Origin of the sequence: Streptomyces sp. SDT5-1, assembly GCF_052245995.1 — a bacterium.
Taxonomy (GTDB): Bacteria; Actinomycetota; Actinomycetes; order Streptomycetales; family Streptomycetaceae; genus Streptomyces.
Map to the genome: position 1 here is coordinate 5090572 of NZ_CM125963.1, position 25707 is coordinate 5116278.

General features: G+C 72.5%; 21 protein-coding genes. 18 read left to right on the forward strand and 3 right to left on the reverse strand.

The genetic code is table 11. The features are described from left to right. The first annotated feature begins 59 nt into the window (after positions 1–59). The 4 genes from ACTWJ8_RS23595 (at position 60) to sucD (ending at position 5113) form a co-directional block, all read left to right on the forward strand. On the forward strand, positions 60–1307 hold the full coding sequence (locus ACTWJ8_RS23595) for a hypothetical protein (RefSeq protein WP_443260199.1): 1248 nt from the start codon (positions 60–62) through the stop codon (positions 1305–1307). Between the two features lie 90 nt (positions 1308–1397). Next, positions 1398–2600 carry a hypothetical protein gene (locus ACTWJ8_RS23600; RefSeq protein WP_443260200.1) on the forward strand — a complete coding sequence of 401 codons (1203 nt, stop codon included), beginning with the start codon at positions 1398–1400 and terminating at the stop codon, positions 2598–2600. 430 nt (positions 2601–3030) lie between these two features. After that, positions 3031–4209, forward strand: a complete 1179-nt coding sequence (sucC, locus tag ACTWJ8_RS23605) for an ADP-forming succinate--CoA ligase subunit beta (RefSeq protein ID WP_356374674.1) — start codon at positions 3031–3033, stop codon at positions 4207–4209. Between the two features lie 22 nt (positions 4210–4231). Next, the gene (sucD, locus tag ACTWJ8_RS23610) at positions 4232–5113 is read left to right on the forward strand and encodes a succinate--CoA ligase subunit alpha (RefSeq protein ID WP_356374671.1); all 882 of its coding nucleotides are present in this window, start codon (positions 4232–4234) and stop codon (positions 5111–5113) included. Positions 5114–5178: 65 nt separating this feature from the next. On the opposite strand, the gene ACTWJ8_RS23615 is transcribed toward sucD, so the two are convergent. Continuing rightward, positions 5179–6318 carry a helix-turn-helix domain-containing protein gene (locus ACTWJ8_RS23615; protein ID WP_443260201.1) on the reverse strand — a complete coding sequence of 380 codons (1140 nt, stop codon included), beginning with the start codon at positions 6316–6318 and terminating at the stop codon, positions 5179–5181. A gap of 113 nt (positions 6319–6431) precedes the next feature. Here ACTWJ8_RS23615 and ACTWJ8_RS23620 point away from each other — a divergent pair, with 113 nt between their 5' ends. Then, on the forward strand, positions 6432–7961 hold the full coding sequence (locus ACTWJ8_RS23620) for a cell division protein PerM (protein ID WP_443260202.1): 1530 nt from the start codon (positions 6432–6434) through the stop codon (positions 7959–7961). A 3-nt stretch (positions 7962–7964) separates the two neighbouring features. On the opposite strand, the gene ACTWJ8_RS23625 is transcribed toward ACTWJ8_RS23620, so the two are convergent. Next, positions 7965–8732 carry a hypothetical protein gene (locus ACTWJ8_RS23625; protein ID WP_356374662.1) on the reverse strand — a complete coding sequence of 256 codons (768 nt, stop codon included), beginning with the start codon at positions 8730–8732 and terminating at the stop codon, positions 7965–7967. Between the two features lie 238 nt (positions 8733–8970). Between ACTWJ8_RS23625 and purN the strand changes: the two genes are divergently transcribed. Together purN and purH are read left to right on the forward strand one after the other, a co-directional pair. Next, the gene (gene purN / locus ACTWJ8_RS23630; protein ID WP_356374660.1) at positions 8971–9645 is read left to right on the forward strand and encodes a phosphoribosylglycinamide formyltransferase; all 675 of its coding nucleotides are present in this window, start codon (positions 8971–8973) and stop codon (positions 9643–9645) included. After that, positions 9642–11204, forward strand: coding sequence for a bifunctional phosphoribosylaminoimidazolecarboxamide formyltransferase/IMP cyclohydrolase (purH, locus tag ACTWJ8_RS23635; RefSeq protein WP_443260203.1), 1563 nt, complete (start codon positions 9642–9644; stop codon positions 11202–11204). Before purN ends, purH begins: the two co-directional genes overlap by 4 nt. A gap of 61 nt (positions 11205–11265) precedes the next feature. Here the strand turns inward: purH and ACTWJ8_RS23640 are convergent, their stop codons facing one another. Continuing rightward, a complete protein-coding gene (locus ACTWJ8_RS23640; protein WP_443260204.1) occupies positions 11266–11970 on the reverse strand; it encodes an RDD family protein in 705 nt (234 codons plus the stop codon). A 215-nt stretch (positions 11971–12185) separates the two neighbouring features. On the opposite strand from ACTWJ8_RS23640, the gene ACTWJ8_RS23645 reads away from it, so the two are divergent. The 11 genes from ACTWJ8_RS23645 to ACTWJ8_RS23695 all read left to right on the forward strand — a co-directional run bounded on the left by ACTWJ8_RS23645 (position 12186) and on the right by ACTWJ8_RS23695 (position 25706). Next, entirely contained in the window at positions 12186–13049 is an 864-nt protein-coding gene (locus tag ACTWJ8_RS23645; protein ID WP_356374654.1) for a bifunctional methylenetetrahydrofolate dehydrogenase/methenyltetrahydrofolate cyclohydrolase, read from the forward strand. Beyond that, complete coding sequence (locus tag ACTWJ8_RS23650) at positions 13039–13467, forward strand: DUF3017 domain-containing protein (protein ID WP_356374652.1); 429 nt, start codon at positions 13039–13041, stop codon at positions 13465–13467. Before ACTWJ8_RS23645 ends, ACTWJ8_RS23650 begins: the two co-directional genes overlap by 11 nt. A gap of 294 nt (positions 13468–13761) precedes the next feature. Continuing rightward, positions 13762–14781: a DUF2690 domain-containing protein gene (locus ACTWJ8_RS23655; protein ID WP_443260205.1), complete on the forward strand. Its 1020-nt coding sequence runs from the start codon at positions 13762–13764 to the stop codon at positions 14779–14781. Between the two features lie 287 nt (positions 14782–15068). Continuing rightward, positions 15069–16061, forward strand: a complete 993-nt coding sequence (locus ACTWJ8_RS23660; RefSeq protein WP_356374647.1) for a malate dehydrogenase — start codon at positions 15069–15071, stop codon at positions 16059–16061. A gap of 167 nt (positions 16062–16228) precedes the next feature. Beyond that, positions 16229–17986 carry a hypothetical protein gene (locus tag ACTWJ8_RS23665; protein ID WP_356374644.1) on the forward strand — a complete coding sequence of 586 codons (1758 nt, stop codon included), beginning with the start codon at positions 16229–16231 and terminating at the stop codon, positions 17984–17986. Next, positions 17983–18378 carry a hypothetical protein gene (locus ACTWJ8_RS23670; protein WP_443260206.1) on the forward strand — a complete coding sequence of 132 codons (396 nt, stop codon included), beginning with the start codon at positions 17983–17985 and terminating at the stop codon, positions 18376–18378. Before ACTWJ8_RS23665 ends, ACTWJ8_RS23670 begins: the two co-directional genes overlap by 4 nt. Then, entirely contained in the window at positions 18375–19253 is an 879-nt protein-coding gene (locus ACTWJ8_RS23675) for a hypothetical protein (protein ID WP_356374639.1), read from the forward strand. Before ACTWJ8_RS23670 ends, ACTWJ8_RS23675 begins: the two co-directional genes overlap by 4 nt. Positions 19254–19399: 146 nt before the next feature. Further along, positions 19400–20902, forward strand: a complete 1503-nt coding sequence (locus ACTWJ8_RS23680; RefSeq protein WP_443260207.1) for an aldehyde dehydrogenase family protein — start codon at positions 19400–19402, stop codon at positions 20900–20902. An 87-nt stretch (positions 20903–20989) separates the two neighbouring features. Beyond that, on the forward strand, positions 20990–22531 hold the full coding sequence (locus ACTWJ8_RS23685) for a GMC family oxidoreductase (protein ID WP_356374636.1): 1542 nt from the start codon (positions 20990–20992) through the stop codon (positions 22529–22531). Further along, positions 22531–23739 carry a quaternary amine ABC transporter ATP-binding protein gene (locus ACTWJ8_RS23690; RefSeq protein ID WP_443260208.1) on the forward strand — a complete coding sequence of 403 codons (1209 nt, stop codon included), beginning with the start codon at positions 22531–22533 and terminating at the stop codon, positions 23737–23739. Before ACTWJ8_RS23685 ends, ACTWJ8_RS23690 begins: the two co-directional genes overlap by 1 nt. Further along, the gene (locus ACTWJ8_RS23695) at positions 23739–25706 is read left to right on the forward strand and encodes an ABC transporter permease (RefSeq protein WP_443260209.1); all 1968 of its coding nucleotides are present in this window, start codon (positions 23739–23741) and stop codon (positions 25704–25706) included. The genes ACTWJ8_RS23690 and ACTWJ8_RS23695 overlap by 1 nt, the downstream gene beginning before the upstream one ends. Position 25707 lies beyond the last annotated feature (1 nt).

Here is a 25707-nt window from a genome sequence, read left to right on the forward strand (position 1 = left end):
AGGGGGCTTGCGCCGCCTCCCTCGCCCCGTGCGAGGATTCGGCCACCGTGACTTCCCCGATGGCAATTCCCGCCCCCGCCGCGCGCCTGATGCGTGCGACGGCCGGACGGCGTGCGCTGCAACTGGTGCTGCTGTTCGGCGGGTTGATCGCCCTCGGAATCCTGTGCGGTGGCCGGGCGCAGGCGGACGGCCTCTCGGACGCGGGTGCGTCCGGCGCCGATTCGCTCCGGGCCGGGCATGCGGCCGTGCGGGAACACGTGGCCGACTCGGCGCGCAAGCTGCGCGAGGCCGGCACCCGCAAGGCCCCGGCCCCGGCTCCCGCCGAGCCGACCACTGAGCCGAGCACCGAGCCGAGTACCGAGCCGTCGGCCGGGCGACCCGCCGACCCGGCCGCCCACTCCGCCCAACCGGCCGCTGGGCCCGAGCACATGCACGCGCAGGCCCCCGCGGCGCCCGCACCCGACACGGCGCCCGCGTCCCCGCGGGACCGCATCGCGACGCCGGAGCGACAGGCCGCGCCTGCCGCCACCCCGGTGCCGCACCCCGCCGACGCACGGGAGGCCGACCTCCGCCCGTCCGACCCCCGGTCCGCCGAGGCGCGCCGCGCCGCGCACGCCATGCGGCACAAGGCGTCGGTGTCCGCCTCGGCGGCCGCCGCCTCCCTGCGGGAGCGCCTCGAGTCCGTCCGGGGCGAGTCCCTCGGTGGCGGGCGGGAGAGCCTGGGGGCCGCGGTCGAGGCCGTGCGGTACCTGACCGCTCCGGTCGGTGCCACGGTGCACCGGCTGACCGGCCCGGTCGAGGAGTTGGCGACGCGGGCCGTCGCCGATCTCGTCGACGTGGTGCCGGGGCAGTTGACGGACGTCGGCCTCGGCGGGCTCGTCGACCTCGTGGACCCGGCCGAGCTCCGTCCGGAGCCGCCCGCCGCCACCGAGCCGCCCGAGGCGAAGGCCCCGGTGGAGCGGGAGCACGGCGAGCGGCCCGCCGCCGCGCAGGCCACGGAGCGTTCCCACGGCACGGCGAGCGGCCCGCAGGCGTACGACGTCGAGCGGTTCGGCGACGTACCGCAGGCGGACGCGGGAGCGCGGGCCGAGGCGCGGCCCGCGTCGCCGGGCGTGCCGCAGCGTCCCGACGGTGTTCCGTCGGCCGCCGCGAGCGCGGGCGACGGCGGCTCCTCGCGCCACGGTGATCTGCACGCGGCGGCCTTCGGCGGCCGTGCGCCCGTCCTGCTCGCGGTCGGCGGCACCGCCTCCGCGGGCACCTCGCCGGTGGTCGACCGGCTGCGCGACATTCCCGAATTCCCCGGCTAGGGCAGCCCTTCCCCGCTCGCGACCTGCCGCGCGGGGGCGGAACAGGTCTGCCCAACCCGTTGAAGTGAATTCGAAGGAACTGACGTACCCATGAACAAGAACATCCGCCGCTCCATCGTCATAGCCGCCGGTGTCTCGGGCGCCTGGGCGCTGGGCTCCGCCGTGGCGAGCGCCGACGAGCTGCCCGTGCACTCGGTGTCCGTCCCGGACCTCGCAGGTGACACGGTCTCCGACGTGCAGAACACCACGTCCGACGTGCAGGACACGGCGTCGAAGGTGACCGACAAGGTCGCCGACAACCAGGTCACCGACAAGGTCGCCGGCACCCAGGTCGCCGGCAAGGCCCAGGGCGCCGCCCAGCACGCCAAGGCGCAGGTGCAGTCGACGGCCCACAAGGCCGCCGCCAAGGCCAAGGCCCCGCAGGCCCCGCAGGTGCAGACCCCGGACGTGCAGACCCCCGACGTGCAGGCCCCGAACGTCGCCGACGTCCAGGAGCGCGCCCAGGAGGGCGTCGACTACCTGTTCGGCCCGCTCGACGCCTTCGCCCCGCAGCTCCAGCAGGAGCTGACGCAGGCCGCCGCCCAGGCCCCCGCCTACGTACAGGACACGCAGGGCACCGCCCAGGGCGCCGTCGACAACGTCCGCACGAACGCCGCCCCGGCCGTCGGCGAGACCGCCGACGCCGTGCTGCCGCCCGTCGCCAACACCGCCGTGCAGGGCGTGCTCCCGGTCGCGGGCCAGGCCGTCGGCGACGTGACGACCCTCGCGGGCGGTGCGGTCGGCGACGTGACGCCGTTCGCGCAGACCGTGGTCGGCGACAACGTCGCGCCGTTCGCCGCCGGTGTCACCGGCCAGGTCCAGCCGCTGGCGCAGGGCGTCGTCGGTGACAACGTGGCGCCCTTCGCGCAGAGCGTCGTCGGCGACGACGTCACCCCGTTCGCGGGCGGCGTCGTGAACGCCGTGCAGCCGCTCGTGCAGACCGTCGTGGACCAGGTCCAGCCGGTCGTGCAGGGCGTCGGCACCAGCGCGCAGGGCCTGGCGCAGGGCGTGTCTGGCGACGTGACGCCGCTCGCGCAGGGCGTCGTGGGCGACAACGTGGCCCCGTTCGCGCAGTCCCTGGTCGGCGACGACGTGGCGCCGCTGGCCGGTGGCGTGACGCAGGAGGTCGGCCCGTTCGCCCAGGACCTGACCGGCACCGTGCGCGCCGACGCCCAGCCGCTCGCGGGCAACGCCGTCACCGGTGTGCAGGGTGTGGCCGGCTCGGTGGCGCCCAGCTACCTGCCCGGCGTCTGACCTTCGCGGTTGTGCCCGTACGGCCGAAAGCCATCGGCCGGAACGGGCCGCTTTCCGCGATGGAGAGCGGGTGGTCGGCATGGGGATGCCCACCACCCGTTGACCTGCGGCCTCACCGAGCGCACCCCCGCTCGGTGAGGCCGCTCCCGTTTCCCGGGCGGACACCAGCGCGCCAAATAGCGGCACAAACAGGACACTCTGTGATGGGTATCACCGCCCATGTGTGATCTGCGATTTAGAAGCCGTCCCTGAGCGGCGATAACCTGCGAGACGGACATGCCGCGTACTCGGTCACCGTGTACGCCTCCCTAGTGACAGCGAAGTGGCGTCAGCGACAGCCTCGTCACGTGTGACAGCGGAGTCACGTTGCCCCTCGCGGCACGCCCACGCAGATAACGAACCGCGAGATCACTGATAGGGACGGACGCGCGTGGACCTGTTCGAGTACCAGGCGAGGGACCTCTTCGCCAAGCACGGTGTACCGGTGCTGGCCGGTGAAGTCATCGACACGCCTGAGGCGGCCCGCGAGGCGACCGAACGTCTTGGCGGCAAGTCCGTCGTCAAGGCGCAGGTGAAGGTCGGCGGCCGCGGCAAGGCCGGTGGCGTCAAGCTGGCCGCCACCCCCGACGAGGCCGTGCAGCACGCGACCAACATCCTCGGCATGGACATCAAGGGCCACACGGTCCACAAGGTGATGATGGCCGAGACGGCTCCGGAGATCGTGGAGGAGTACTACGTCTCCTTCCTCCTGGACCGCACCAACCGCACCTTCCTCTCCATCGCCTCCGTCGAGGGCGGCATGGAGATCGAGGAGGTGGCGGCCACCCGTCCGGAGGCCGTCGCCAAGACGCCGATCGACGCCAACGAGGGCGTGACCCCCGAGGTCGCCCGCAAGATCGTCACGGACGCCAAGTTCCCGGCCGAGGTCGCCGACCAGGTCGCCGAGATCCTCCAGACGCTGTGGAAGACCTTCGTCGAGGAGGACGCCCTCCTGGTCGAGGTCAACCCGCTCGCCAAGGTGAAGTCCGGCAAGGTCATCGCCCTCGACGGCAAGGTGTCGCTCGACGACAACGCCGACTTCCGGCACCCCGACCACGAGGCCCTTCAGGACAAGGCCGCGGCCGACCCGCTCGAGGCCGCCGCCAAGGAGAAGGACCTCAACTACGTCAAGCTCGACGGCGAGGTCGGCATCATCGGAAACGGTGCCGGTCTGGTCATGTCGACGCTGGACGTCGTCGCGTACGCCGGTGAGAAGCACGGCGGCGTGAAGCCGGCCAACTTCCTCGACATCGGTGGCGGCGCCTCCGCCCAGGTGATGGCGAACGGCCTGGAGATCATCCTCGGCGACGCCGACGTCAAGTCGGTCTTCGTCAACGTCTTCGGCGGCATCACCGCCTGCGACGAGGTCGCCAACGGCATCGTCCAGGCGCTTGCCCTCCTCGAGGAGAAGGGCGAGAAGGTCGAGAAGCCGCTCGTCGTCCGCCTCGACGGCAACAACGCCGAGCTGGGTCGCAAGATCCTCTCCGACGCCAACCACCCGCTGGTGCAGCGCGTGGACACCATGGACGGCGCGGCCGACAAGGCCGCCGAGCTCGCGGCCGCGAAGTAAGGGACGAGGGAAAACCACAGCCATGGCTATCTTCCTCAACAAGGACAGCAAGGTCATCGTCCAGGGCATGACCGGTGCCACGGGCATGAAGCACACCAAGCTCATGCTCGCCGACGGCACGAACATCGTCGGCGGTGTCAACCCGCGCAAGGCCGGCACCAACGTCGACATCGACGGCAACGAGATCCCCGTCTTCGGCACGGTCGCCGAGGCCATGGAGAAGACCGGCGCCAACGTCTCGGTCCTCTTCGTCCCGCCGGCCTTCTCGAAGGCCGCCGTGGTCGAGGCGATCGACGCCGAGATCCCGCTCGCCGTCGTCATCACCGAGGGCATCGCCGTCCACGACTCCGCCGCGTTCTACGCGTACGCGAAGTCCAAGGGCGACAAGACCCGCATCATCGGCCCGAACTGCCCCGGTCTCATCACCCCGGGCCAGTCGAACGCCGGCATCATCCCGGGCGACATCACGAAGCCGGGCCGCATCGGCCTGGTTTCGAAGTCCGGCACGCTGACGTACCAGATGATGTACGAGCTCCGTGACATCGGCTTCTCGTCCGCCGTCGGCATCGGTGGCGACCCGGTCATCGGCACCACGCACATCGACGCGCTCGCCGCGTTCGAGGCCGACCCCGAGACCGACCTCATCGTCATGATCGGCGAGATCGGCGGCGACGCCGAGGAGCGCGCGGCCGACTACATCAAGGCCAACGTGACGAAGCCGGTCGTCGGCTACGTCGCCGGCTTCACGGCGCCCGAGGGCAAGACCATGGGCCACGCCGGCGCCATCGTCTCCGGCTCCTCCGGCACCGCGCAGGCGAAGAAGGAGGCCCTCGAGGCCGCCGGCGTCAAGGTCGGCAAGACGCCGACCGAGACGGCGAAGCTGGCCCGCGAGATCCTCTCGTAACCAGCCGCACTCCGCACAGCAGTGGGCCCGCACCGGCGACGGTGCGGGCCCACTGTCGTTCCGCGCTACTGCGCCTGCGGGGCGAGCCGTTCGGGGCCGCCGCTCAGCCGCTCCCGCAGCTCCTTGCGCAGCTCGAGGTCCGCGGGCGTCAGCGGCTCGGGCCCGGTCAGCGGCGGCACGCCGGCGATCGGGGAGCCCGGCGCGGGGACCGGCTCGTAGTGCGTCGGCGCCACCCGCACGGTCAGCGCCGTCGCACCGATGATGAAGACCGTGAAGGCGACCGCGGCCCGGGTCCAGAACCGGGTGCGCCGCTCGCCGCCGCTGCGCACCACCGTCGACCCGGTCGCGTCCAGCTGCTCCGCGCTCGCCAGCTCCGTGAGCCGCCGGTGCAGCTGCTCGGGCACCGCGAGGTCGGGCAGCTTGCGGGCGATCTCCTCACGGGCGTGCAGGATGCGGTTGGCGGCGGCCGGGGTGCTGGCCTCCGTCTCCGCCGCGGTCTCCGGCAGATCGAGGCCCACCCCGTCGTACAGGAGCAGCGTGCGCCGGTACACGGGCGGCAGGTCGAGGAGTACGCCGAGGAGTTCGCGGTCCGCCGGGTCGGCGGGCGGCGCCTCGGGCTGCCGCTTGCCGGGCCGCAGGCCGTGCCACGGCGACATCGCGTACTCGTACGCCGCCGCCCGCACCCAGCCCGCCGGGTCCGGGTCGACCGCGACCGTCGGCCACTGCTGCCAGGCCTGCTGGAAGGCGCGCTCGACGGACTCACGGGCGAGGATCCGGCGCCCGGTGAGCAGATAGGTCTGCCGGACGAGGAACGGCGCGGTGTGCGTGTACAGCGCGTCGAAGGCCTCGGCGGGGGTGCGGACCGCGCCGACGGGCACCGGCTCCGGCTTCAGGACGTGGTCGACCGTGGCCACGGCCGTGGCGGGGCCCGCGGGCTTCGCGGTCACCCCCGAGGCCGCGGTCACGGTCACCGGAACGGGTGCCGCCGCTTGTGGTTCCTCCGCGGGGACCAGCTCCGCGAGGAGCCGTGCGTAGGCCTCCCGCTTCTGGCCCTTCGGGGTGGTGCGACCGGCTTCCCAGCGGCGTACGGTCTCCCGCGTCACGCCGACCCGGGCGGCGACGTCGTCGCGGGACAGCGAGCCGGCCTCGCGGAGCCTGCGGCGCTCCTTGGGCGGCGGCAGTGGGGTGGCAGCGCCCTGCGTCATCGTGAACTCCACACACCCTTTCGTGCGAAAAGGAACATAAAAGTATCTTGTGCGACACATCCGGGCTTCGCCTGTTGCGCGAGGTAAGGGCGTGTCGTTGGGAGCATGGCCCCGTGACCGATACGACCGGCCGTGCACCGTCCCTGCCCCTGCTCGTCACCCGCCTGCGGGAACGCGCCCCCGGGCCCGTCGGAGGCGCCCTGCGCGGTGCCGTCGCGGCGGGGCTCGGGCTCGGGGCCTGCGCCGTGCTCGTGATGGTGCTGTGGATCAGCTCCCCGTACCCGGACAGCGGACCCGACGGCGCGCTGCACACCGCCGCCGCGCTGTGGCTGCTCGCGCACGGCGCCGAGGTGATCAGGACGGACACCCTCTCCGGGGTGCCCGCGCCGCTGGGCGTCAGCCCCCTGCTGCTGCTCGCGCTGCCGGTGTGGCTGGTGTACCGGGCGGCGCGGGACGCCGCGGAGGAGACCGAGTCCGTCGCCGGCGTCTGGGCCGGGGTGGCGGTCGGCTATCTCGCGGTCGGCGCCGCGGCCGCCGTCTACTGCGCGGGCGGCGAACTGCGCCCCTCCTGGCTGAGCTGCGTCGCCCATCTGGTCCTGCTCACCGCGGGCGCGGCGGGCTTCGGCGTCTGGGCCGCGCGGGGACGTCCGTACGGATCACTGCCGGAGGGCTTCCTGCGCGAGGTGGGTCCGGTCGCCGTGCGGGCGGCGGCGGCCGGGGTACTGGTCCTCGTCGCGGGCGGCGCGCTGCTCGTGGCCGGGGCGCTGATCTGGCACGGGGCTGCGGTCCGCGCGTCGTTCGCGCAGGTCACGGGGGCCTGGTCGGGACGGTTCGCGGTGCTGCTGCTCTGCGCGGGCCTGGTGCCGAACGCGGCGATCTGGGGCTCCGCGTACGCGCTCGGGCCCGGGGTCGTGCTCGGCGCGGGGCACGCCGTGGGGCCGCTCGGGAGCTCGGGCGCGGCGATGCTGCCCGCGTTCCCGCTGCTGGTGGCGGTGCCGAAGGCGGGTCCCGGTTCGGCGCTCACCTGGGCGGTGGCGGCGATTCCGGTCCTCGCGGGCGTGGCGGTGGCGACGTTCGTCGGGATCGGCGGCGACGGCTGGTCGTGGCGCCGGGTGATGGGCGCGGTCGCGGTGGCCGCGGGCCTGTGCGGCGCGGCGATGGGGTGCCTGGCGGGGGCCGCCGGTGGGGCCCTCGGGCGGTCGGCGCTCGCGGAGTTCGGGCCGGTGGGATGGCTGACCGGGGCGGTGGCCGCGGGGTGGGTGTGCGCGGTGGGGGTGCCGGTGGGGTCGGCGGTGTGGTGGTGGCGCAGGCCGCGGGTCGAGCCGGACGAGGAGCCGGAGGTGGCGGAGGCCGTGGAGCAGGCGGCGCCCACCGAGCCCGCCGAGCCCGTGGAGCCGAAGGCCGGCTGGTGGGCCAAGGTGCGTGCGCTGGCGGTGGGTTCGGAGAGCCCGGACCCGTACGACAGCGACCCGTACGGCGGCGACGAGGGCACCGAGGGCCCGAAGAAGCCGGCCGCGTCGAAGAAGGGCGACTCCTTCGACGCGTTCGACCCCTTCGAGCTGTACGACTTCCTGGACGACGAGCCGCCCGTCCCGAACCCCGGAGCGGCCCACCGCACGGAGTCCGGGAACCCCGGGAACTGAGGGTCAGCGCTCGCCGAGCAGCGGGCGCAGCTCCTTCGGCAGCAGGTCCTCGCAGGACTTCTTCGCCGCGTTCGTCAGCGCGTCGGCCCGGCACTCGTAGTAGTCGCTGTAGACCATCTTCGCCGTGAACAGCGACGCCACCATCGCCAGCGCGAGCGCCCCCGTGACCAGGCCGCTGACCGCCGCCGTCGTCTGCGGGCGCGCCGTCTCCGGGCCCGCGGGACGCGGCGTCGCGGGCGCCGGGGCGTCCGGGTTCGCCGGGCGGGGCTTCATGCGGAGCGCGCTGACGCCCCAGTACAGGGCGAGCACGCCGAGCAGCAGCGCCACGTACGGCCAGCTGAACAGGGCGAAGAAGAAGCCCCACATGCCGGAGAGCAGCGCGTAGCGCGCGCGGCGCTGCGCCGGGTCCGTCGGGTCCCAGCGCATGCCGCCGGGACCGGGGCCCTGGCCCTGGCCGCCGCCCTGGTTCTCGGGCCCGCCGCCCGGACGGTCGCCGAACCGGCCGCCCTGGGCGGGGCCCGGCTGCCGGTCGCTCCACTGGCTGCCCCACGGCGAGCCGCCGCCCCGGCCCGAACCGGAGTCGGAGTCCGAGCCCTCGGGGTGGCGCGGCTGCCACGGGCGGTCGGGCGCGTCCTCGGGCGGCGGGGCGAACGGATTGTCGTCCTTCGGGCCGTCCGATTCCTTGGCGGGCGGCGACGGCGGCGTGGGTCGGCCTTCGCGCGGCAGGACGGCGCCGGTGGGCAGCGTGAGGCGAAGGCTTCGGTCCGGCATCAGATGTGCGTCTTCCCCTAGGTCGTCGGTCGCGGGTCCGCTGGCGCGGGGTACGGCGTGGCGTTCTTCACGTCAACGTCCGATGGCCGCTCAGCGTTCCGTTCCGCCGACGCTACCTGTCGGTCCGGCCCCCGTCCCGTGGGGGCCGTCGGCGGTGCCGGTATCGTTGCTGCCGGTCGGCCGCTTCGTAGGGTTCCCCGTATCGGGGACGGCGAAGCGTTCATGCGAACGCACAAAGATGCGGCCCTGCGGACCGACCGCGCAACGTAGCTCCCCTAGAAAGGGCCCCGTCGTGGCCAAGGCCAAGCGCCTCGTCGTGCTGGTCTCCGGATCAGGAACGAATCTGCAGGCTCTCCTCGATGCGATCGCGGCGCAGGGAGCCGACGCGTACGGCGCCGAGATCGTCGCCGTCGGAGCCGACCGCGACGGCATCGTCGGCCTGGAGCGCGCCGAGCGCGCGGGCCTGCCCACGTTCGTGTGCCGCGTGAAGGACCACGCCACCCGCGAGGAGTGGGACCGCGCCCTCGCCGAGGCCACCGCCGCGTACGAGCCGGACCTGGTGGTGTCCGCGGGGTTCATGAAGATCGTGGGCAAGGAGTTCCTGGCCCGTTTCGGCGGCCGGTTCGTGAACACGCACCCCGCCCTGCTGCCCAGTTTTCCCGGTGCGCACGGTGTGCGGGACGCGCTCGCGTACGGCGCCAGGGTCACCGGATGCACCGTCCACTTTGTCGACGACGGCGTCGACACCGGCCCGATCATCGCCCAGGGCGTGGTCGAGGTCCGGGACGAGGACGACGAAAGCGCTCTGCACGAGCGCATCAAGGAAGTCGAGCGCACGCTGCTCGTCGATGTCGTGGGGCGGCTCGCCCGTAACGGCTTCAGCATTGAGGGACGAAAGGTAGTTATCCCGTGAGCGCCGAGAACAAGCGGCCCATCCGCCGTGCACTGGTGAGCGTCTACGACAAGACGGGTCTGGAGGAGCTGGCGCGCGGGCTCCACGAGGCGGGCGTCGAGCTCGTGTCGACGGGCTCCACCGCCGGGAAGATCGCCTCCGCGGGCGTGCCGGTCACCAAGGTCGAGGAGCTGACCGGGTTCCCCGAGTGCCTCGACGGCCGGGTGAAGACGCTGCACCCGAAGGTGCACGCCGGCATCCTCGCCGACCTGCGCCTCGAGGACCACCAGAAGCAGCTCGCCGACCTCGGCGTGAAGCCCTTCGACCTCGTGGTCGTGAACCTGTACCCGTTCAAGGAGACCGTCGCCTCCGGCGCGACCCCCGACGAGTGCGTCGAGCAGATCGACATCGGCGGCCCCTCCATGGTCCGCGCCGCCGCCAAGAACCACCCGTCGGTCGCGGTCGTCGTGAACCCGGCCGCGTACGGCGACGTGCTGAGCGCCGTCGCGGACGGCGGCTTCGACCTGACCGCCCGCAAGCGGCTCGCCGCCGAGGCCTTCCGGCACACCGCCGAGTACGACATCGCGGTCGCGAGCTGGTTCGCGAGCGCCTACGCGCCCGCCGACGACTCGCAGTTCCCCGAGTTCGTCGCCGCCGCCCTGGAGCGCAAGAACACCCTGCGCTACGGCGAGAACCCGCACCAGCCCGCGGCGCTCTACGTCGACGGCACCGGCACCGGTCTCGCCGAGGCGGAGCAGCTGCACGGCAAGGAGATGTCGTACAACAACTACACGGACACGGACGCCGCGCGCCGTGCCGCGTACGACCACGAGGACCCCTGCGTCGCGATCATCAAGCACGCGAACCCCTGCGGCATCGCCGTCGCCTCGAACGTCGCGGAGGCGCACCGCAAGGCGCACGCCTGCGACCCGCTGTCCGCGTTCGGCGGCGTCATCGCCGTGAACCGTCCGGTCACCAAGGAGATGGCGGAGCAGGTCGCCGAGATCTTCACCGAGGTCATCGTCGCGCCCGACTACGAGGACGGCGCCCTCGAGGCCCTCACCAAGAAGAAGAACATCCGCGTCCTGAAGGCCCCTGCCGCGCCCGCGCACCCGGCCGAGGTCAAGCCCATCGACGGCGGCGCGCTGCTCCAGGTCACCGACCGGCTCCAGGCCGACGGCGACAACCCGGCCTCCTGGACCCTCGCGACCGGCGACGCGCTCTCGCAGGGCGAGCTGGACGAGCTGGCGTTCGCCTGGCGGGCCTGCCGCGCGGTGAAGTCCAACGCGATCCTGCTCGCCAAGGACGGCGCCTCCGTCGGCGTCGGCATGGGCCAGGTCAACCGCGTCGACTCCGCGAAGCTCGCCGTCGAGCGGGCCGGCGAGGAGCGGGCGCGCGGCTCGTACGCCGCGTCCGACGCGTTCTTCCCGTTCCCCGACGGCCTGGAGATCCTGACCGCCGCTGGCGTCAAGGCCGTGGTGCAGCCGGGCGGTTCGGTCCGTGACGAGCTGGTCGTCGAGGCCGCGAAGAAGGCGGGCGTGACGATGTACTTCACGGGCACGCGCCACTTCTTCCACTGAGCCGCGTCCGCACACGACGAAGGGCCCGCCGGTCTCGACCGGCGGGCCCTTCGTCGTGGTGTCAGGAGTTGGTGACGACCGCGGTCTTCGCGGCCTTGTCGTGCCAGCCCTGGAGGCGGCCCGACTTGTCCCAGAACGGGGAGAGGTAGACCAGGATCGCGCCGACGTAGCAGACGAACGCGCCGACCATCGGGATCAGGTAGCGCACGAGCGCCGCGCCGAAGCCCGGCTTGGCGCCGGTCTCGGAGTTGACGACGCGGATGCCGACCGCCAGCTTGCCGAGGGTCGCGCCGACGGTGGCGATCATCACCACTTCGTAGACGAGCACGAGCGCCATCAGGACGCCCATGATGGCGAGGACGGCGCCGAACACGCTGGACGAGGCGTCGTTGACGCAGGACTCGTAGTCCGAGGCGTACGGGTCGCAGTCCTGGAACGACGCGACCGACCCCAGCACCCCGGCGAAGGAGATGATGGAGTAGACGACGCCCAGCAGCACACCGTCGATGGCGCGGGCACCGAAGCGGCGCCCCATCGAGGCCGGGGCGCCCGCGCCGGCCTGCGGGAAGTACCCGCCGGGACCGGGCTGCTGCGGGTACGCGCCGTACGGCTGCTGCTGTTGCGGGTAGCCGTACGCCTGCTGCGGCGGGACGCCCTGCGGGGCCTGCTGCGGGTAGGGGCCCGGCTGCGGCGGCTGCTGGCCGTACGGGTTGCCGGGCTGCTGCGGCTGCTGGCCGTAGGGGTTGTTCGGGTCGCCGAAACTCATGGCGGGAATCCTCCGGTGAGCGGATGGGGACGGAGCGGATCGGCGGAGGATCACACGCCTAGCGGTCGCCCGGAGCGGCAGTCCCCCCTGCCGCTGATCCGCGGCACTGCGCGGATCATGCTCGTAAACCGGACACCCATCTGTCCAGTGGGCTCCGCAGGCTGTTGTTCAAGTGCAACTTGGGTGAATCCCCGCCGCCCTGAAAGAATGGGCGCATGACCGCCCAGATTCTCGATGGCAAGGCCACCGCAGCCGCGATCAAGTCCGATCTGACCGCCCGCGTGGCGGCGCTGAAGGAGAAGGGGGTCACGCCGGGGCTCGGCACGATCCTCGTGGGGGAGGACCCCGGAAGCCAGAAGTACGTCGCGGGCAAGCACCGCGACTGCGCGCAGGTCGGCATCGCGTCGATCCAGCGCGAGCTGCCCGCGACGGCCACCCAGGAGGAGATCGAGGCCGTCGTCCGCGAGCTCAACGAGGACCCGGCCTGCACCGGCTACATCGTGCAGCTGCCGCTCCCCAAGGGCATCGACGAGAACCGCGTCCTCGAGCTGATGGACCCGGACAAGGACGCCGACGGCCTGCACCCGATGAACCTCGGCCGCCTCGTCCTCAACGAGCCGGCGCCGCTGCCCTGCACCCCGTACGGCATCATCACGCTGCTGCGCCGGCACGGCGTGGAGATCAAGGGCGCCGAGGTCGTCGTCGTCGGCCGCGGCGTCACCATCGGCCGCCCGATGCCGCTGCTGCTCACCCGCAAGTCCGAGAACGCGACGGTGACGCAGTGCCACACCGGCACCCGTGACCTGGCCGCGCACCTCAAGCGCGCCGACATCGTCGTGGCCGCCGCGGGCGTGCCGCACCTGATCAAGCCGGAGGACGTGAAGCCGGGCGCCGCCGTGCTCGACGTCGGCGTCTCGCGCGACGAGAACGGCAAGATCGTCGGCGATGTGCACCCCGGTGTCGCCGAGGTCGCGGGCTGGATCTCCCCGAACCCGGGCGGCGTGGGCCCGATGACCCGCGCCCAGCTCCTCGTGAACGTGGTCGAGGCCGCCGAACGGGACGCGAACGGTGTCGGCTGACGCGGCGGGCGCCGCCGACGACGCGAAGAAGACCGGCAGCCGGCGCTTCCCGCGGATCACGCGCGACACCGCGCGCCCCGAGGGCGGCGGCCGCGCCGCTCCCGGCGACGCTCCGGCGCCCGCCCGCCAGTGGCCGCTCATCGCGGTCCTGTCGGTGACCGCGCTCGGGCTGCTGCTCACCGCCTTCGGCCTGTTCCGCGTCGGCACGATCCTGGTCGGCGTCGCGCTGCTCGGCGCGGCCGTGCTGCGCCGGGTGCTGCCGGACGTCGGGATGCTGGCCGTGCGCTCCCGGTTCACCGACATGATCACGTGCTCCGGGCTCGGCCTCGTGATCGTGCTGCTCGCGCTGATGGCGCAGCCCGACCCGTGGCTGAAACTGCCGTTCCTCCAGGACACGTTGCACTTCACCGTGCGCTGAGCGCGCACCGGTCGACGGGCGGGGCCTCCTCAGTGGGGGCCCCGCCTTCTTTGCGTGGAGGGCAGGCGTCCTCCGCCTGGAGGCCATGCCTCCTTTTGTGGTGATCTCCGGCACGTTCTTGGGGTTTTCGGTACACGAAACGCGGTGCACGCTGTCGAATGACCCCGTGCGCCCCCGCTCCGGGAACTGACATCCTGGCTTCCCGCATCCCAATGGGTAGCCAGTGGGGGCCGCAGCGCGACGCGCGCGGCGCGGGGGAACAGGCACGCGGGGGGAATAAGGGGGAAGGGCGATATGCCTCGTTGGAAGGCGCTACCGGAGGAACTCGACCCACAGGTCAAGGAGTTCGCCGGACAGCTGCGCCGACTCGTGGACCGCAGCGGCCTGGGGATCGCCGCGCTCGCGGACCGCACCGGGTACAGCAAGACGTCGTGGGAGCGGTACCTGAACGGCCGGCTGCTGGCACCCAAGGGAGCCATCGTCGCGCTCGCCGAGGTGACGGGCACCAATCCCGTCCATCTGACGACGATGTGGGAGCTCGCGGAGCGCGCGTGGAGCCGCTCCGAGATGCGCCACGACATGACCATGGAAGCCATTCGGATATCCCAGGCGCGGGCCGCGCTGGGCGAGTTCGGGAGCGCTGCGCAGACCACGCAGACGAAACCGGCCAGGTCCAGGCCCGCCAAGCCCGCCAAGGCGCCCCAGCAGGCCGCCGAGCCGGTCCGCCCGAGCGTCCCGCGGCAGCCGTCGGCGGCGAGCGTGGACCAGTTCGGGCCGCCGCCCGTGCTCCCGCAGCAGGGCACCCCGCGCGGCGCCGTGCCCGGCGGCGGCAGGCGGCGGCTGCTCATGTTCGGGGCCGGGGCGCTGGGCGCCGCCCTGCTCGTCGCCATCGCCTTCTTCGTCCTGAACGGGAAGGGCGACGGCGGCCCCGAGGCGAAGAAGTCGCCCTCGCCGACCGCGAGCGCGCCCCAACTGCCCGACGGCGTGAAGTGCGTGGGCGCGAGCTGCGGCGGCAAGGACCCCGAGGCCATGAACTGCGGCGGGGCCCTGGCCACGAACTCCACGGACGCCGTGGTCGGCACCGTCACCGTCCAGGTCCGCTACAGCAAGACCTGCAAGGCCGCCTGGGCCCGCATCCAGGGCGCGGCGCCCGGCGACGAGGTGCGCCTCCAGAAGGGCGCCACGGCCTCGAAGAAGGGCACGGTCGGCACCGCCGACACGGACGCGTACACGCCGATGATGGCCGTGGACACGGCCTCCGACGTGAAGGCGTGCGTGACGCTCGCGAACGGGCAGAAGGGCTGCACGCGGTAGTTCCGGTACGGACGGGGCATGGTCGCGCCGCTTCGGGGAAGGCGCGGTAGTACCCCCACGGGAGTCACGCAGGAGCACCCCCACGGCGGCCGTCCGAGCCTCACTCTCCCGGGCTCGGCGGCCGTCCTCGTGTTCGGGCGGTTGGCACGCAGGGGTGACGGGCGGGCGCTGTGGGGCGAGCCACATGTACCTGTGGTTCCCCTTCCGGCCGGGCGCGATAGCCTGACGAACGGATCTCTTGATACCAAGAGATCGATCAAATGACCTGCTGTCCTACGGAGAACGCCATGACCCGCACTCCCGTGAACGTCACCGTCACCGGCGCCGCCGGCCAGATCGGCTACGCACTGCTCTTCCGCATCGCCTCCGGCCAGCTGCTCGGCGCGGACGTGCCGGTCAAGCTGCGTCTCCTGGAGATCACCCCGGCGCTCAAGGCCGCCGAGGGCACCGCCATGGAGCTCGACGACTGCGCCTTCCCGCTGCTCCAGGGCATCGAGATCACCGACGACCCGAACGTCGCCTTCGACGGTGCCAACGTCGGCCTCCTCGTCGGCGCCCGCCCGCGCACGAAGGGCATGGAGCGCGGTGACCTCCTCGAGGCCAACGGCGGCATCTTCAAGCCCCAGGGCAAGGCCATCAACGACCACGCCGCGGACGACATCAAGGTCCTCGTCGTCGGCAACCCGGCCAACACGAACGCGCTGATCGCCCAGGCCGCCGCCCCGGACGTACCGGCCGAGCGCTTCACCGCCATGACCCGCCTCGACCACAACCGCGCGCTGACCCAGCTCGCGAAGAAGTCGGGCGCCACGGTCGCCGACATCCAGCGCCTGACCATCTGGGGCAACCACTCGGCGACCCAGTACCCGGACATCTTCCAGGCCACCGTCGCCGGCAAGCCCGCCATCGAGGCCATCGGCAACGACGAGAAGTGGCTGGCCGAGGACTTCATCCCGACCGTCGCCAAGCGCGGCGCCGCGATCATCGAGGCCCGTGGCGCGTCCTCCGCCGCCTCCGCCGCCAACGCCGCCATCGACCACGTCCACACGTGGGTGAACGGCACGGCCGAGGGCGACTGGACCTCCATGGGTATCCCGTCGGACGGCTCCTACGGCGTGCCGGAGGGCATCATCTCCTCCTTCCCGGTCACCACGAAGGACGGCAAGTACGAGATCGTCCAGGGCCTGGAGATCAACGAGTTCTCGCGCACGCGCATCGACGCGTCCGTGCAGGAGCTCGTGGACGAGCGCGAGGCCGTGCGCGGCCTGGGCCTCATCTGATCCACGCCCCGCAGGGCTCAGACCGCCCGCGGTGGGTCGCTCCGACCCGCCGCGGGCGGTTTCGTCTGTCATGACGGCCCGCCGTCACGTTCCGTCACGCGGGTTTCTCGAAACGCAGTCGCATCCGCTATCTTTCCAACCTTCAATGGCAACAGGGAAGTTGGGCGATGCAGGAGCCTTTGCGTGCGGAGCGGCACACGTCCAGCGAGGCCACCCGGCTGCTGAGCGCGGGCGCCTACCTCGACCGCGGATTCCGGCGCGCGGTGGTCGGCGAGCTGATCGGCAACGCGAACAGGCCGGTCGCCCCCTCGCTCGGCGTCGACGTGCTCACGGTCCTGGCGCACGCGGTGCGGGCCCGCAGCCAGGAGGTGCTCGCCGCCCTCGGGCTGCTCGTGGTCTGGGTGGGGTTCTTCCTCGTCGAGGCCGAGATGACGGACTCCGGGAGCGCGTACTTCAGCGCCGACGCGGTCACCTCGTCCCTCGACCGGTTCACCTCGGACCCCACGTCGCTCGCGGGCCTCGCGCCGTACTGGTACGCGACCGTGTGCGCGGCCCTGCTGCTGGCCCGCTGGTTCGCCGGCCGGCGCCCCGTCCCGTATGCGCCGGTCGAGCGGGACCAGCAGGAGTCGACGCTGGACGTCGCGCGCTTCTTCGGGCGCTGGCGGCGCCGCCTCGGCCGGTTCGCGATCCTGTGGGCGTGGATCAACATGGCGGCCTACTGGGTCGCGGCGTTCCGCTCGATCAAGGACGACCCGTTCCCGGTGATCTTCCCGGTCGCCATGGCGCTGGTGATCTGGATCCACCGCACCCAGGTCGAGGGCGTGCTCCGCGACGAGCTGGGCCGCGACGCCTTCCTGGACAACCCGCCCGCCATCGGGCTTCCCGAGACCCCGCGCTGCCGCCGCGTCGCCGAGGCCATCGCCCGTGAGCAGCACGCCCACGGCGCCCTGTACGACGCGCACCTGCCGTTCGTCGGGGCCGGCGTCCCGTACCAGCCGTGGTCCTTCGCGCTCGAACTGAAGCCGGACGAGCGGGCCGACGGCAAGGCGTCGGTGCCCGCGCAGGCCGGCGAGGAGAAGCACCACGAGCTCACCGCGAGCCGGGTCGTGGCACTCGTCGCCGAACCGCTGCAACGGCTGCGCGACGCGGCTGCCGAGCACAGCGTCGACCGGCTGCGGGACCTGGACATCGAGGAGTTCGTCTACCTGCCCGCCGGTGTGGACCGGGCCGCCGGGTTCTTCCCCGCGCACCCCGGAGACGACGGCATCGACCAGCACATCCGGTCCGCCGTCGACGAGGGCGGCGAGGGTCGCAGGCACTTCCTGCGGCTGCGGGTCGGAGCCTGGGACGAGCAGGTCGTCGTCACCGTCTTCGTACGGATCCACACACAGGGCCGGATGCTCGTCCTCGAAGTGGCGCCGCACGTCCTCGGCCCCGTGCGCGAGGAGTTCCGCGACGTCGACGCCGTCGTCGGACCGCTCGGCCCGTTCGACGTGGTGCGGGGCGCGCTCAAGGCCCTGTTCCTCGCGCCGACCGCGATGTTCGCGCTCGGCTGGTCGGCGGGCCGTACGGTCACCGAGGCGGCCCGCACCGTCTGGGAGGCGCCCGAGCGCCGCGCGCCCGGCGCCCCGGTCAAGTCCGTGCGGGAGATGGGCGGTTCGGGAGAGCTCTCGCTCTTCCAGGAGATGGACGTCAGCCGGTACGTGAAGACGATCCAGGACCGGATCGCGAGCGGCGTCCGCGACGCGCTGGAGCGCAGCGGCTACAAGACGGACCGCTTCGAGCAGCAGATCGTCAACGTGAACGAGGGCGGCCTGTTCATCAAGGACATGAGCGGCGGATACGCGGTCGGCACGGTCTCGGGCCGCGCCGTCGCGGTGGGCGACAACAGTCGGGCCACGGGTACGGCAGGGGAGCAGGGATGAGCGGGGAGCAGCAGGACACGGGCGCGGCCACGTTCCGGATCGGGCAGGTCAGCGGCAAGGCGGTGGCCATCGGCGACCACAGCAGCGCCACCAACTACGAGGCGCCGGGCGGCCGGGGCCCCGCGGACGAGGACACCGCCGCGCTCCTCGAGGCACTGCGCGCGCTGCGCGGCGAACTCGAGGCCGCGCCGCTCGCGCCGACCGACGCCACCCGCGAGGCCGACCGCGAACTCGCCGCCGCCGAGGACGAGATCGCGAGTACGGGCGAGGCCACACCCGGCCTGCTCCAGCGCCTCCAGGCCCTCGTCGTGCCCGGCGAGGCGGTCCTCGGCCTGCTGGCGTCCGCGGCGAGCGTGGCCGAGGCCGTGCAGAAGCTCGTGGGAGCGGCATGACCGTCCCCGAGAAGGCCGACCCGCGGGCCGAGCGGGCCCCGGTCCCCGCACAGGTCTACGACCCCCGGTACCAGCGGTGGGTGCAGGACGACCGGGAGCTCGTACGCCGCCGCTCCCGGCTCGTGCGCGTGCAGCGCGTGGCGATGCTCTCGCTCGCCGGGGTGCTGCTCGTGTCGTCGGCGGGCTTCACGGTCTGGCGGGCCGTCGAGCGGCACAACGACAAGGTCGAGGCGCAGCGGGCCGCGGCGTCCGCGAGCGCGCGGGCGCGGGCCGAGGAGTCCCGCGCCGCGAAGGCCAGCGCCTCGGCGTCCGCGCTCGCCCGCGACCAGGCGCTCGCCGACCCCTCGGACTCCGACATCTCCGCGAAGCCCCCGGCGGGCTACGAGCGGTACGAGGACGACGAGGGCTGGACCGCCGACGTGCCCGAGGGCTGGAAGCGGACCGCGCAGCAGCGCGAGGGCCACCCCTCCGTGGTCACGTACGAGAGCAAGGACGGCTCGCGGCGGCTGATGATCTTCGGTGTCGAGGAGTCGGACCCGCTGTCGTCCGTGCAGCTCGCCGACCGGTACCTGGCGGGCAAGGAGGACGGCAAGGGCGCCGAGGGCTACCACCGGCTCGGAATGGGCAAGCTGCCCGGCACCGGCTCCGACGACGGCTACGGGACGCCCGCCGCCTACCTGGAGTACACGTACACCGACAAGGAGTCGGGCGACGAGCGCCGCACCCTCGACGAGCGGTTCAGCGCGGCCGACGGCTATCTGTACGCGGTGACCGCCACCGGCGCGGCATCGGGCAAGGGAAAGGCGGAGGCCAAGCTGGTGAAGACGGTCCTCGCCTCGTTCTGCCCACGTGGCACGACGTGCACTCCGGCGTGACCGACGTGAGGTAGCGCACTTTCTGTCGGGCTTCGCGCATGCTTTCGGCGGGCCCGGGCAGGGGCTTGCGACGTCACCGTAGGAACGCCGGGAGAGCGTTCTGCGGTGCTCGGGGGACATTCCCGGAACGGAAGGCGAAGCAGGTCGTGTCAGTGCAAAACACCATTCATGTCGACGGAGAGTGGCGCGGGGCCGCAGCAGGGGCCACGCGCGAGATCCTCGACCCTGCGGATGCCGAACCGTTCGCCGTGATCGCCGAGGGCTCCACCGAGGACGCCGACGCCGCGATCGCCGCCGCGCGCCGCGCCTTCGACGAGGGCCCCTGGCCGCACACCCCGGTCGCCGAGCGCGCCGCGCTGCTGCGCCGCGTCGCCGACCTCCTCGTACGGGACCGGGAGAAGATCGGTCTCCTGGAGAGCCGGGACGCGGGCAAGACCGTCGAGGAGGGCCGCGTCGACGTCGACTGCGTCGCCGACGCCTTCCGCTACTTCGCCGACCTCGTCGTCGGCGAGGGCGCGGGCCGGGTCGTCGACGCCGGCTCCGACGACATCCACAGCGTCGTCGTGCACGAGCCCGTCGGCGTCTGCACGATGATCACGCCCTGGAACTACCCGCTGCTCCAGGCCAGCTGGAAGATCGCCCCGGCGCTCGCCGCAGGCAACACCTTCGTCATCAAGCCGAGCGAGATCACGCCGATGACCACGGTCGTGCTCATCGAGCTGCTGATCGAGGCCGGTCTGCCGCAGGGCGTCGCCAACATCGTGACCGGCCCCGGCGCCACCGTCGGCGCCCGGCTCTCCGACCACCCCGACGTCGACCTCGTCTCCTTCACCGGTGGCCTGGTCAGCGGCACCAAGGTCGCGCAGGCCGCCGCCGCCGACGTCAAGAAGGTCGCCCTCGAACTCGGCGGCAAGAACCCGAACGTGGTCTTCGCCGACGCCTGCGAGACCGACGAGGACTTCGACACCGCCGTCGACCAGGCGCTCAACGCCGCCTTCATCCACAGCGGCCAGGTCTGCTCCGCCGGGTCCCGCCTCATCATCGAGGAGTCCGTCCGCGAGCGCTTCGTCGCCGAGCTCACCCGCCGCGCCGAGAAGATCCGCCTCGGCCGCGGCACCGAGGAAGGCGTCGAGTGCGGCCCGCTCGTCAGCGAGCAGCAGCGCGACAAGACCGAGGGCTACGTCGCGTCCGCGCTCGCCGAGGGCGCCGTGCTGCGCTGCGGCGGCAAGCGCCCCGAGGCCTCCGACACCCGGCCCGCCACCGGCTACTTCTACGAGCCGACCGTCCTCGACCAGTGCCACCGCGAGATGCGCGTGGTCCGCGAGGAGACCTTCGGCCCGATCCTCACCGTCGAGACCTTCCGCACCGAGGACGAGGCCGTCGCGCTCGCCAACGACACCGAGTACGGCCTCGCCGGTGGCGTCTGGACGACCGACGCGGGCCGCGCCCGCCGCATGGCCCGCCGCCTGCGCCACGGCACCGTCTGGATCAACGACTTCCACCCCTACCTGCCGCAGGCCGAGTGGGGCGGCTTCGGGAAGAGCGGCGTGGGCCGCGAGCTGGGCCCCGCCGGGCTCGCCGAGTACCGCGAGAGCAAGCACGTGTACCAGAACCTGGCGCCCAAGCCGGTCCGCTGGTTCGCCGGCTGACACCACCGCTCCCCGCGACACCCCCGTCCCCACCCACGTACGTCCCCTCATTACGCGAAGCACCTTGCTACGCCCAGGAGTTGAACCATGTCCGAGAACACCTACGACTACGTCATCGTCGGTGGCGGCACCGCGGGATCGGTGATCGCCTCACGGCTCACCGAGAACCCGGACGTCACCGTCGCCGTCATCGAGGGCGGTCCCAGTGACATCGACCGCGACGACGTGCTGACGCTGCGCCGCTGGCTCGGCCTGCTCGGCGGCGACCTCGACTACGGCTACACCACCACGGAGCAGCCGCGCGGCAACTCGCACATCCTGCACAGCCGCGCCAAGGTGCTCGGCGGCTGCTCGTCGCACAACACGCTCATCTCGTTCAAGCCGCTGCCCGGCGACTGGGACGAGTGGGCCGCCGCGGGCGCCGAGGGCTGGGACCACAAGGCGATGGACCCGTACTTCGGCAAGCTGCGCAACAACATCGTGCCGGTCGACCCGAAGGACCGGAACGCGATCGCGAGCGACTTCGTGGAGGCCGCGCAGGCCGCGACGGGCGTGCCGCGCGTCGAGGGCTTCAACAAGGGCCCGTTCAAGGACGGCGTCGGCTTCTTCGACCTGGCGTACCACCCGGAGAACAACAAGCGCTCTTCGGCGTCGGTGGCGTACCTGCACCCGCACATGGAGGCGGGCGACCGCCCCAACCTGACGCTCCTGCTGGAGACCTGGGCGTACAAGCTCGAATTCGACTCCACCGAGCAGGGCCTGACCGCGCGCGGCGTGCGCGTGCGCGGCAAGGACGGCGTGGAGAAGCTCATATCCGCGCGCAACGAGGTCCTCGTGTGCGCCGGCGCCGTCGACACCCCGCGCCTCCTGATGCACTCCGGCATCGGCCCCAAGGCCGACCTGGAGGCCCTCGGCATCCCGGTCCTGCACGATCTGCCGGGCGTCGGCGAGAACCTGCTCGACCACCCGGAGTCGGTCATCGTCTGGGAGACGAACGGCCCGATCCCCGAGAACAGCGCGATGGACTCCGACGCGGGCCTGTTCATCCAGCGGGACCCCGAGGCCGCCGGCCCGGACCTGATGTTCCACTTCTACCAAATCCCGTTCACGGACAACCCGGAGCGGCTCGGCTACGAGAAGCCCGAGCACGGGGTGTCCATGACGCCGAACATCCCCAAGCCGAAGAGCCGCGGCCGCGTCTACCTGACCAGCGCGGACCCCGAGGTCAAGCCCGCCCTCGACTTCCGGTACTTCACGGACGAGGACGACTACGACGGCAGGACGCTCGTCGACGGCATCAAGATCGCGCGTGAGATCGCCAAGACCGAGCCGCTGGCCGGCTGGCTCAAGCGCGAGGTCTGCCCCGGCCCCGACGTCACCGACGACGAGGCCCTCAGCGAGTACGCGCGCAAGGTCGCGCACACCGTCTACCACCCCGCCGGTACTTGCCGCATGGGTGCTGCGGACGACGAACTCGCCGTGGTAGACCCGCAGTTGAAGGTCCGCGGGCTGCAGTCCATCCGTATCGCCGATGCGTCCGTCTTCCCGACGATGCCCGCGGTGAACCCGATGATCGGGGTCCTCATGGTCGGGGAGAAGTGCGCCGAGTTGCTGGGTGGTGATGCGTGATGAGCGCGACCTTGACTCCCTCGAACGCCGGTGAGCGGGCCGATGCCGGCTCCGAGTCCGTGTTCGCCGTACGCAATCTGTGGAAGGTCTTCGGACCGAAGGCCGACCGGATCCCCGGCCGGGCCGACCTCGCCGATCTGAGCGCCGCCGAGCTGCGCGCCGAGACCGGCTGCACGGCCGCCGTGCGCGACGTCTCGTTCGACGTGAAGCGCGGGGAGGTCTTCGTTGTCATGGGCCTGTCGGGCTCCGGCAAGTCGACCCTCGTACGCTGCCTGACCAGGCTCATCGAGCCGACGTCCGGCACGCTGGAGATCGACGGCGAGGACGTCCTCGGCATGGACAGGTCCCGACTGCGCGCCCTGCGCCGCCACCGCGCGGCCATGGTCTTCCAGCACTTCGGGCTGCTCCCGCACCGCACGGTCCTCGACAACGTCGCGTACGGCCTGGAGATCCAGGGCGTGGGCCGCGCCGAGCGCCGCGCGAAGGCCATGGAGGTCGTCGCGAAGGTGGGCCTCGAGGGCCTGGAGTCGCGCCGCCCCGGCCAGCTGTCCGGCGGCCAGCAGCAGCGCGTCGGCCTGGCGCGCGCGCTCGCCGTCGACCCCGAAGTCCTCCTGTTCGACGAGCCGTTCAGCGCGCTCGACCCGCTCATCCGGCGGGACATGCAGGAGGAGGTCGTGCGCCTGCACCGCGAGGAGGGCCGCACGATGGTCTTCATCACCCACGACCTCCAGGAGGCGCTGCGGCTCGGTGACCGGATCGCGCTCATGCGCGACGGCAAGGTCGTCCAGCTCGGCACGCCCGAGGAGATCGTGGGCGCGCCCGCGGACGACTACGTCCGGGAGTTCGTGCGTGACGTGCCGCGCGAGCAGGTCATGACGGTGCGCAGGGCCATGCGGCCCGCCGACCCGGACGAGCTGGACCGCGGTCCTTCCATCGAGCCGACGGCGACGGTGTCGGAGGCGATCGAGGCGGTTGCCTCCAGCGGGTTCGCGGTGCGGGTGGTGGACCAGGGCGAATGTGTCGGCGTGGTCGACCACGAGCGGCTGCTCGGTGTGGTCGCGGGTGTGTCGTCCGAGCCCGGCACCGCGCCTACGCCTCGGGGCTCCGCCCCGGACCCCGCGCCTCAATCGCCGGCGGGGCTCGATGAGCGTGAGCCGGCCGATGAGGAGGCCCCCGCACCGGGTGACCCCGACGAGGGGACCGTCTGATGGCTGTCGCTGCAACGGCCGCTCCGGCCAAGAGCACGGGTGACCGCCCCCGTGCCCTGTGGCGGAACCGCGCCCTGGGCAAGATCGTGCTGCTCGCCGTCGCCGCGGCGATCCTGATCCCGCTGGCGCACGCCAAGTGGCACAGCGGGACCTGGCCCGGCGCGCTCACCGTCGACCTGACCGAACCGCTCGGCAAGGCCACGGACTGGGTGATCGACAACCGGGACAGCCACCCGCTGTTCCTGTACTTCTTCGGCTACATCAGCAACGCCGTCGTCCTCTCCGTGCGCGCCGTCTACCTCGTGCTGCTCGCCGCCGGCTGGGCCGGCGTGACGGCCGCGGCCGGACTGATCGCCTGGCGCGTCGCCGGCTGGCGCCTCGCCGCGTCCTCCGTCGTCGCGCTCCTCGTCTGCGGCGTCCTCGGCATGTGGGTCCCCACCATGCAGACGCTCGCGCTCATGGTGATCGCTGTGCTCGTCTCCGTGATCCTCGGCGCGGTCCTCGGCCTCGCCGCCGGACTGAGCGACACCATGCACCGGGCGCTGCGCCCGGTCCTCGACACCATGCAGGTGCTCCCGGCGTACGCGTACCTGCTGCCGGTCGTCCTCGTCTTCGGCATGGGCGTCCCCGCGGCCGTACTCGCCACCGTCATCTACGCCGCCCCGCCCATGGCCCGCCTCACGGCGCTCGGCCTGCGCTCGGCGGACGGCGGCGTGATGGAGGCCGTCACGTCCCTCGGTGCCACGGCCCGCCAACGCCTGCTGAGCGCCCGCCTTCCGCTGGCCCGCAAGGAACTCCTGCTCGGCCTCAACCAGACGATCATGATGGCGCTCTCCATGGCCGTCATCGCCTCCGTCATCGGCGCCGGCGGCCTCGGCGACCGCGTCTACCAGGCGCTCGCCTCCGTCGACGTCGGCGCCGCCCTCGCGGCCGGCATCCCGATCGTGCTGCTCGCCGTGATCCTCGACCGGGTCACCGCGGCGGCGGGCGAGCGGATGGGCTCGCACGAGACATCCCCCGCCCCGTGGAAGTGGGGCGTGGTCGCGCTCGGCACCGTGGTCGTCGCCCTCGCGGCCCGTTTCCTCGACCGCCTCGACTGGCCGGACGCCTGGACCGTCAACATCGCGACGCCCGTCAACGACGCGGTCGACTGGATGACGGACCACCTGTACTCCGGCGTCCCGTACATCGGCGGCACCGCCGACTGGGCCGCGCACTTCACCACCGGCGTCCTCAACCCGGTGCGCGACGGACTCACCTGGCTGCCCTGGTGGTCGGTGCTGCTGATCGTCGCCGCGCTGTCCTGGCTGATCGGCACCTGGCGCACCGCGCTGACCGCCGTCCTCGCGATGGCCGCCATCGGCGTACTGGGGGTGTGGAAGCCGTCCCTCGACACGCTGTCGCAGGTCATCGCGGCCGTCCTGGTCACGCTGGTCCTCGGCATCGCGATCGGCATCGCGGCCGCCCGCAGCGAACGCCTCGAGCGTCTGCTCCGCCCGGTCCTCGACGTGTTCCAGACGATGCCGCAGTTCGTGTACCTGATCCCGGTCGTCGCCCTCTTCGGCGTCGGCCGCGCCCCGGCGGTGGCGGCGGCCGTCGTCTACGCCCTCCCCGCCGTCGTACGCATCACGACGCAGGGCCTGCGGCAGGTGGACCCGGCCGCGATGGAGTCGTCCCGCTCGATGGGCGCCACCACCTGGCAGCAGCTGCGCCAGGTCCAGCTCCCGCTGGCCCGCCCGGCGTTGCTCCTCGCCGTCAACCAGGGCGTCGTCCTGGTCCTCGCCGTCGTCATCATCGGCGGCCTGGTCGGCGGTGGCGCGCTCGGCTACGACGTCGTCTTCGGCCTCGCGCAGGGCGACCTCGCCACGGGCCTCGTCGCGGGCGCCGCGATCGTCTGCCTCGGCCTGATGCTGGACCGGGTGACGCAGCCGACGCAACGCCGCGAGAACGCCGGAAAGGGGGCGTGAC

Coding starts and splice junctions, on each gene's coding strand:
- ACTWJ8_RS23595 (WP_443260199.1), top strand. CDS start 60: ATGGCAATTCCCGCCCCCGCCGCGCGCCTGATGCGTGCGACGGCCGGA.
- ACTWJ8_RS23600 (WP_443260200.1), top strand. CDS start 1,398: ATGAACAAGAACATCCGCCGCTCCATCGTCATAGCCGCCGGTGTCTCG.
- sucD (WP_356374671.1), top strand. CDS start 4,232: ATGGCTATCTTCCTCAACAAGGACAGCAAGGTCATCGTCCAGGGCATG.
- ACTWJ8_RS23615 (WP_443260201.1), bottom strand. CDS start 6,318: ATGACGCAGGGCGCTGCCACCCCACTGCCGCCGCCCAAGGAGCGCCGC.
- ACTWJ8_RS23625 (WP_356374662.1), bottom strand. CDS start 8,732: ATGCCGGACCGAAGCCTTCGCCTCACGCTGCCCACCGGCGCCGTCCTG.
- purN (WP_356374660.1), top strand. CDS start 8,971: ATGCGGCCCTGCGGACCGACCGCGCAACGTAGCTCCCCTAGAAAGGGC.
- ACTWJ8_RS23640 (WP_443260204.1), bottom strand. CDS start 11,970: ATGAGTTTCGGCGACCCGAACAACCCCTACGGCCAGCAGCCGCAGCAG.
- ACTWJ8_RS23645 (WP_356374654.1), top strand. CDS start 12,186: ATGACCGCCCAGATTCTCGATGGCAAGGCCACCGCAGCCGCGATCAAG.
- ACTWJ8_RS23655 (WP_443260205.1), top strand. CDS start 13,762: ATGCCTCGTTGGAAGGCGCTACCGGAGGAACTCGACCCACAGGTCAAG.
- ACTWJ8_RS23660 (WP_356374647.1), top strand. CDS start 15,069: ATGACCCGCACTCCCGTGAACGTCACCGTCACCGGCGCCGCCGGCCAG.
- ACTWJ8_RS23665 (WP_356374644.1), top strand. CDS start 16,229: ATGCAGGAGCCTTTGCGTGCGGAGCGGCACACGTCCAGCGAGGCCACC.
- ACTWJ8_RS23670 (WP_443260206.1), top strand. CDS start 17,983: ATGAGCGGGGAGCAGCAGGACACGGGCGCGGCCACGTTCCGGATCGGG.
- ACTWJ8_RS23675 (WP_356374639.1), top strand. CDS start 18,375: ATGACCGTCCCCGAGAAGGCCGACCCGCGGGCCGAGCGGGCCCCGGTC.
- ACTWJ8_RS23685 (WP_356374636.1), top strand. CDS start 20,990: ATGTCCGAGAACACCTACGACTACGTCATCGTCGGTGGCGGCACCGCG.
- ACTWJ8_RS23690 (WP_443260208.1), top strand. CDS start 22,531: ATGAGCGCGACCTTGACTCCCTCGAACGCCGGTGAGCGGGCCGATGCC.
- ACTWJ8_RS23695 (WP_443260209.1), top strand. CDS start 23,739: ATGGCTGTCGCTGCAACGGCCGCTCCGGCCAAGAGCACGGGTGACCGC.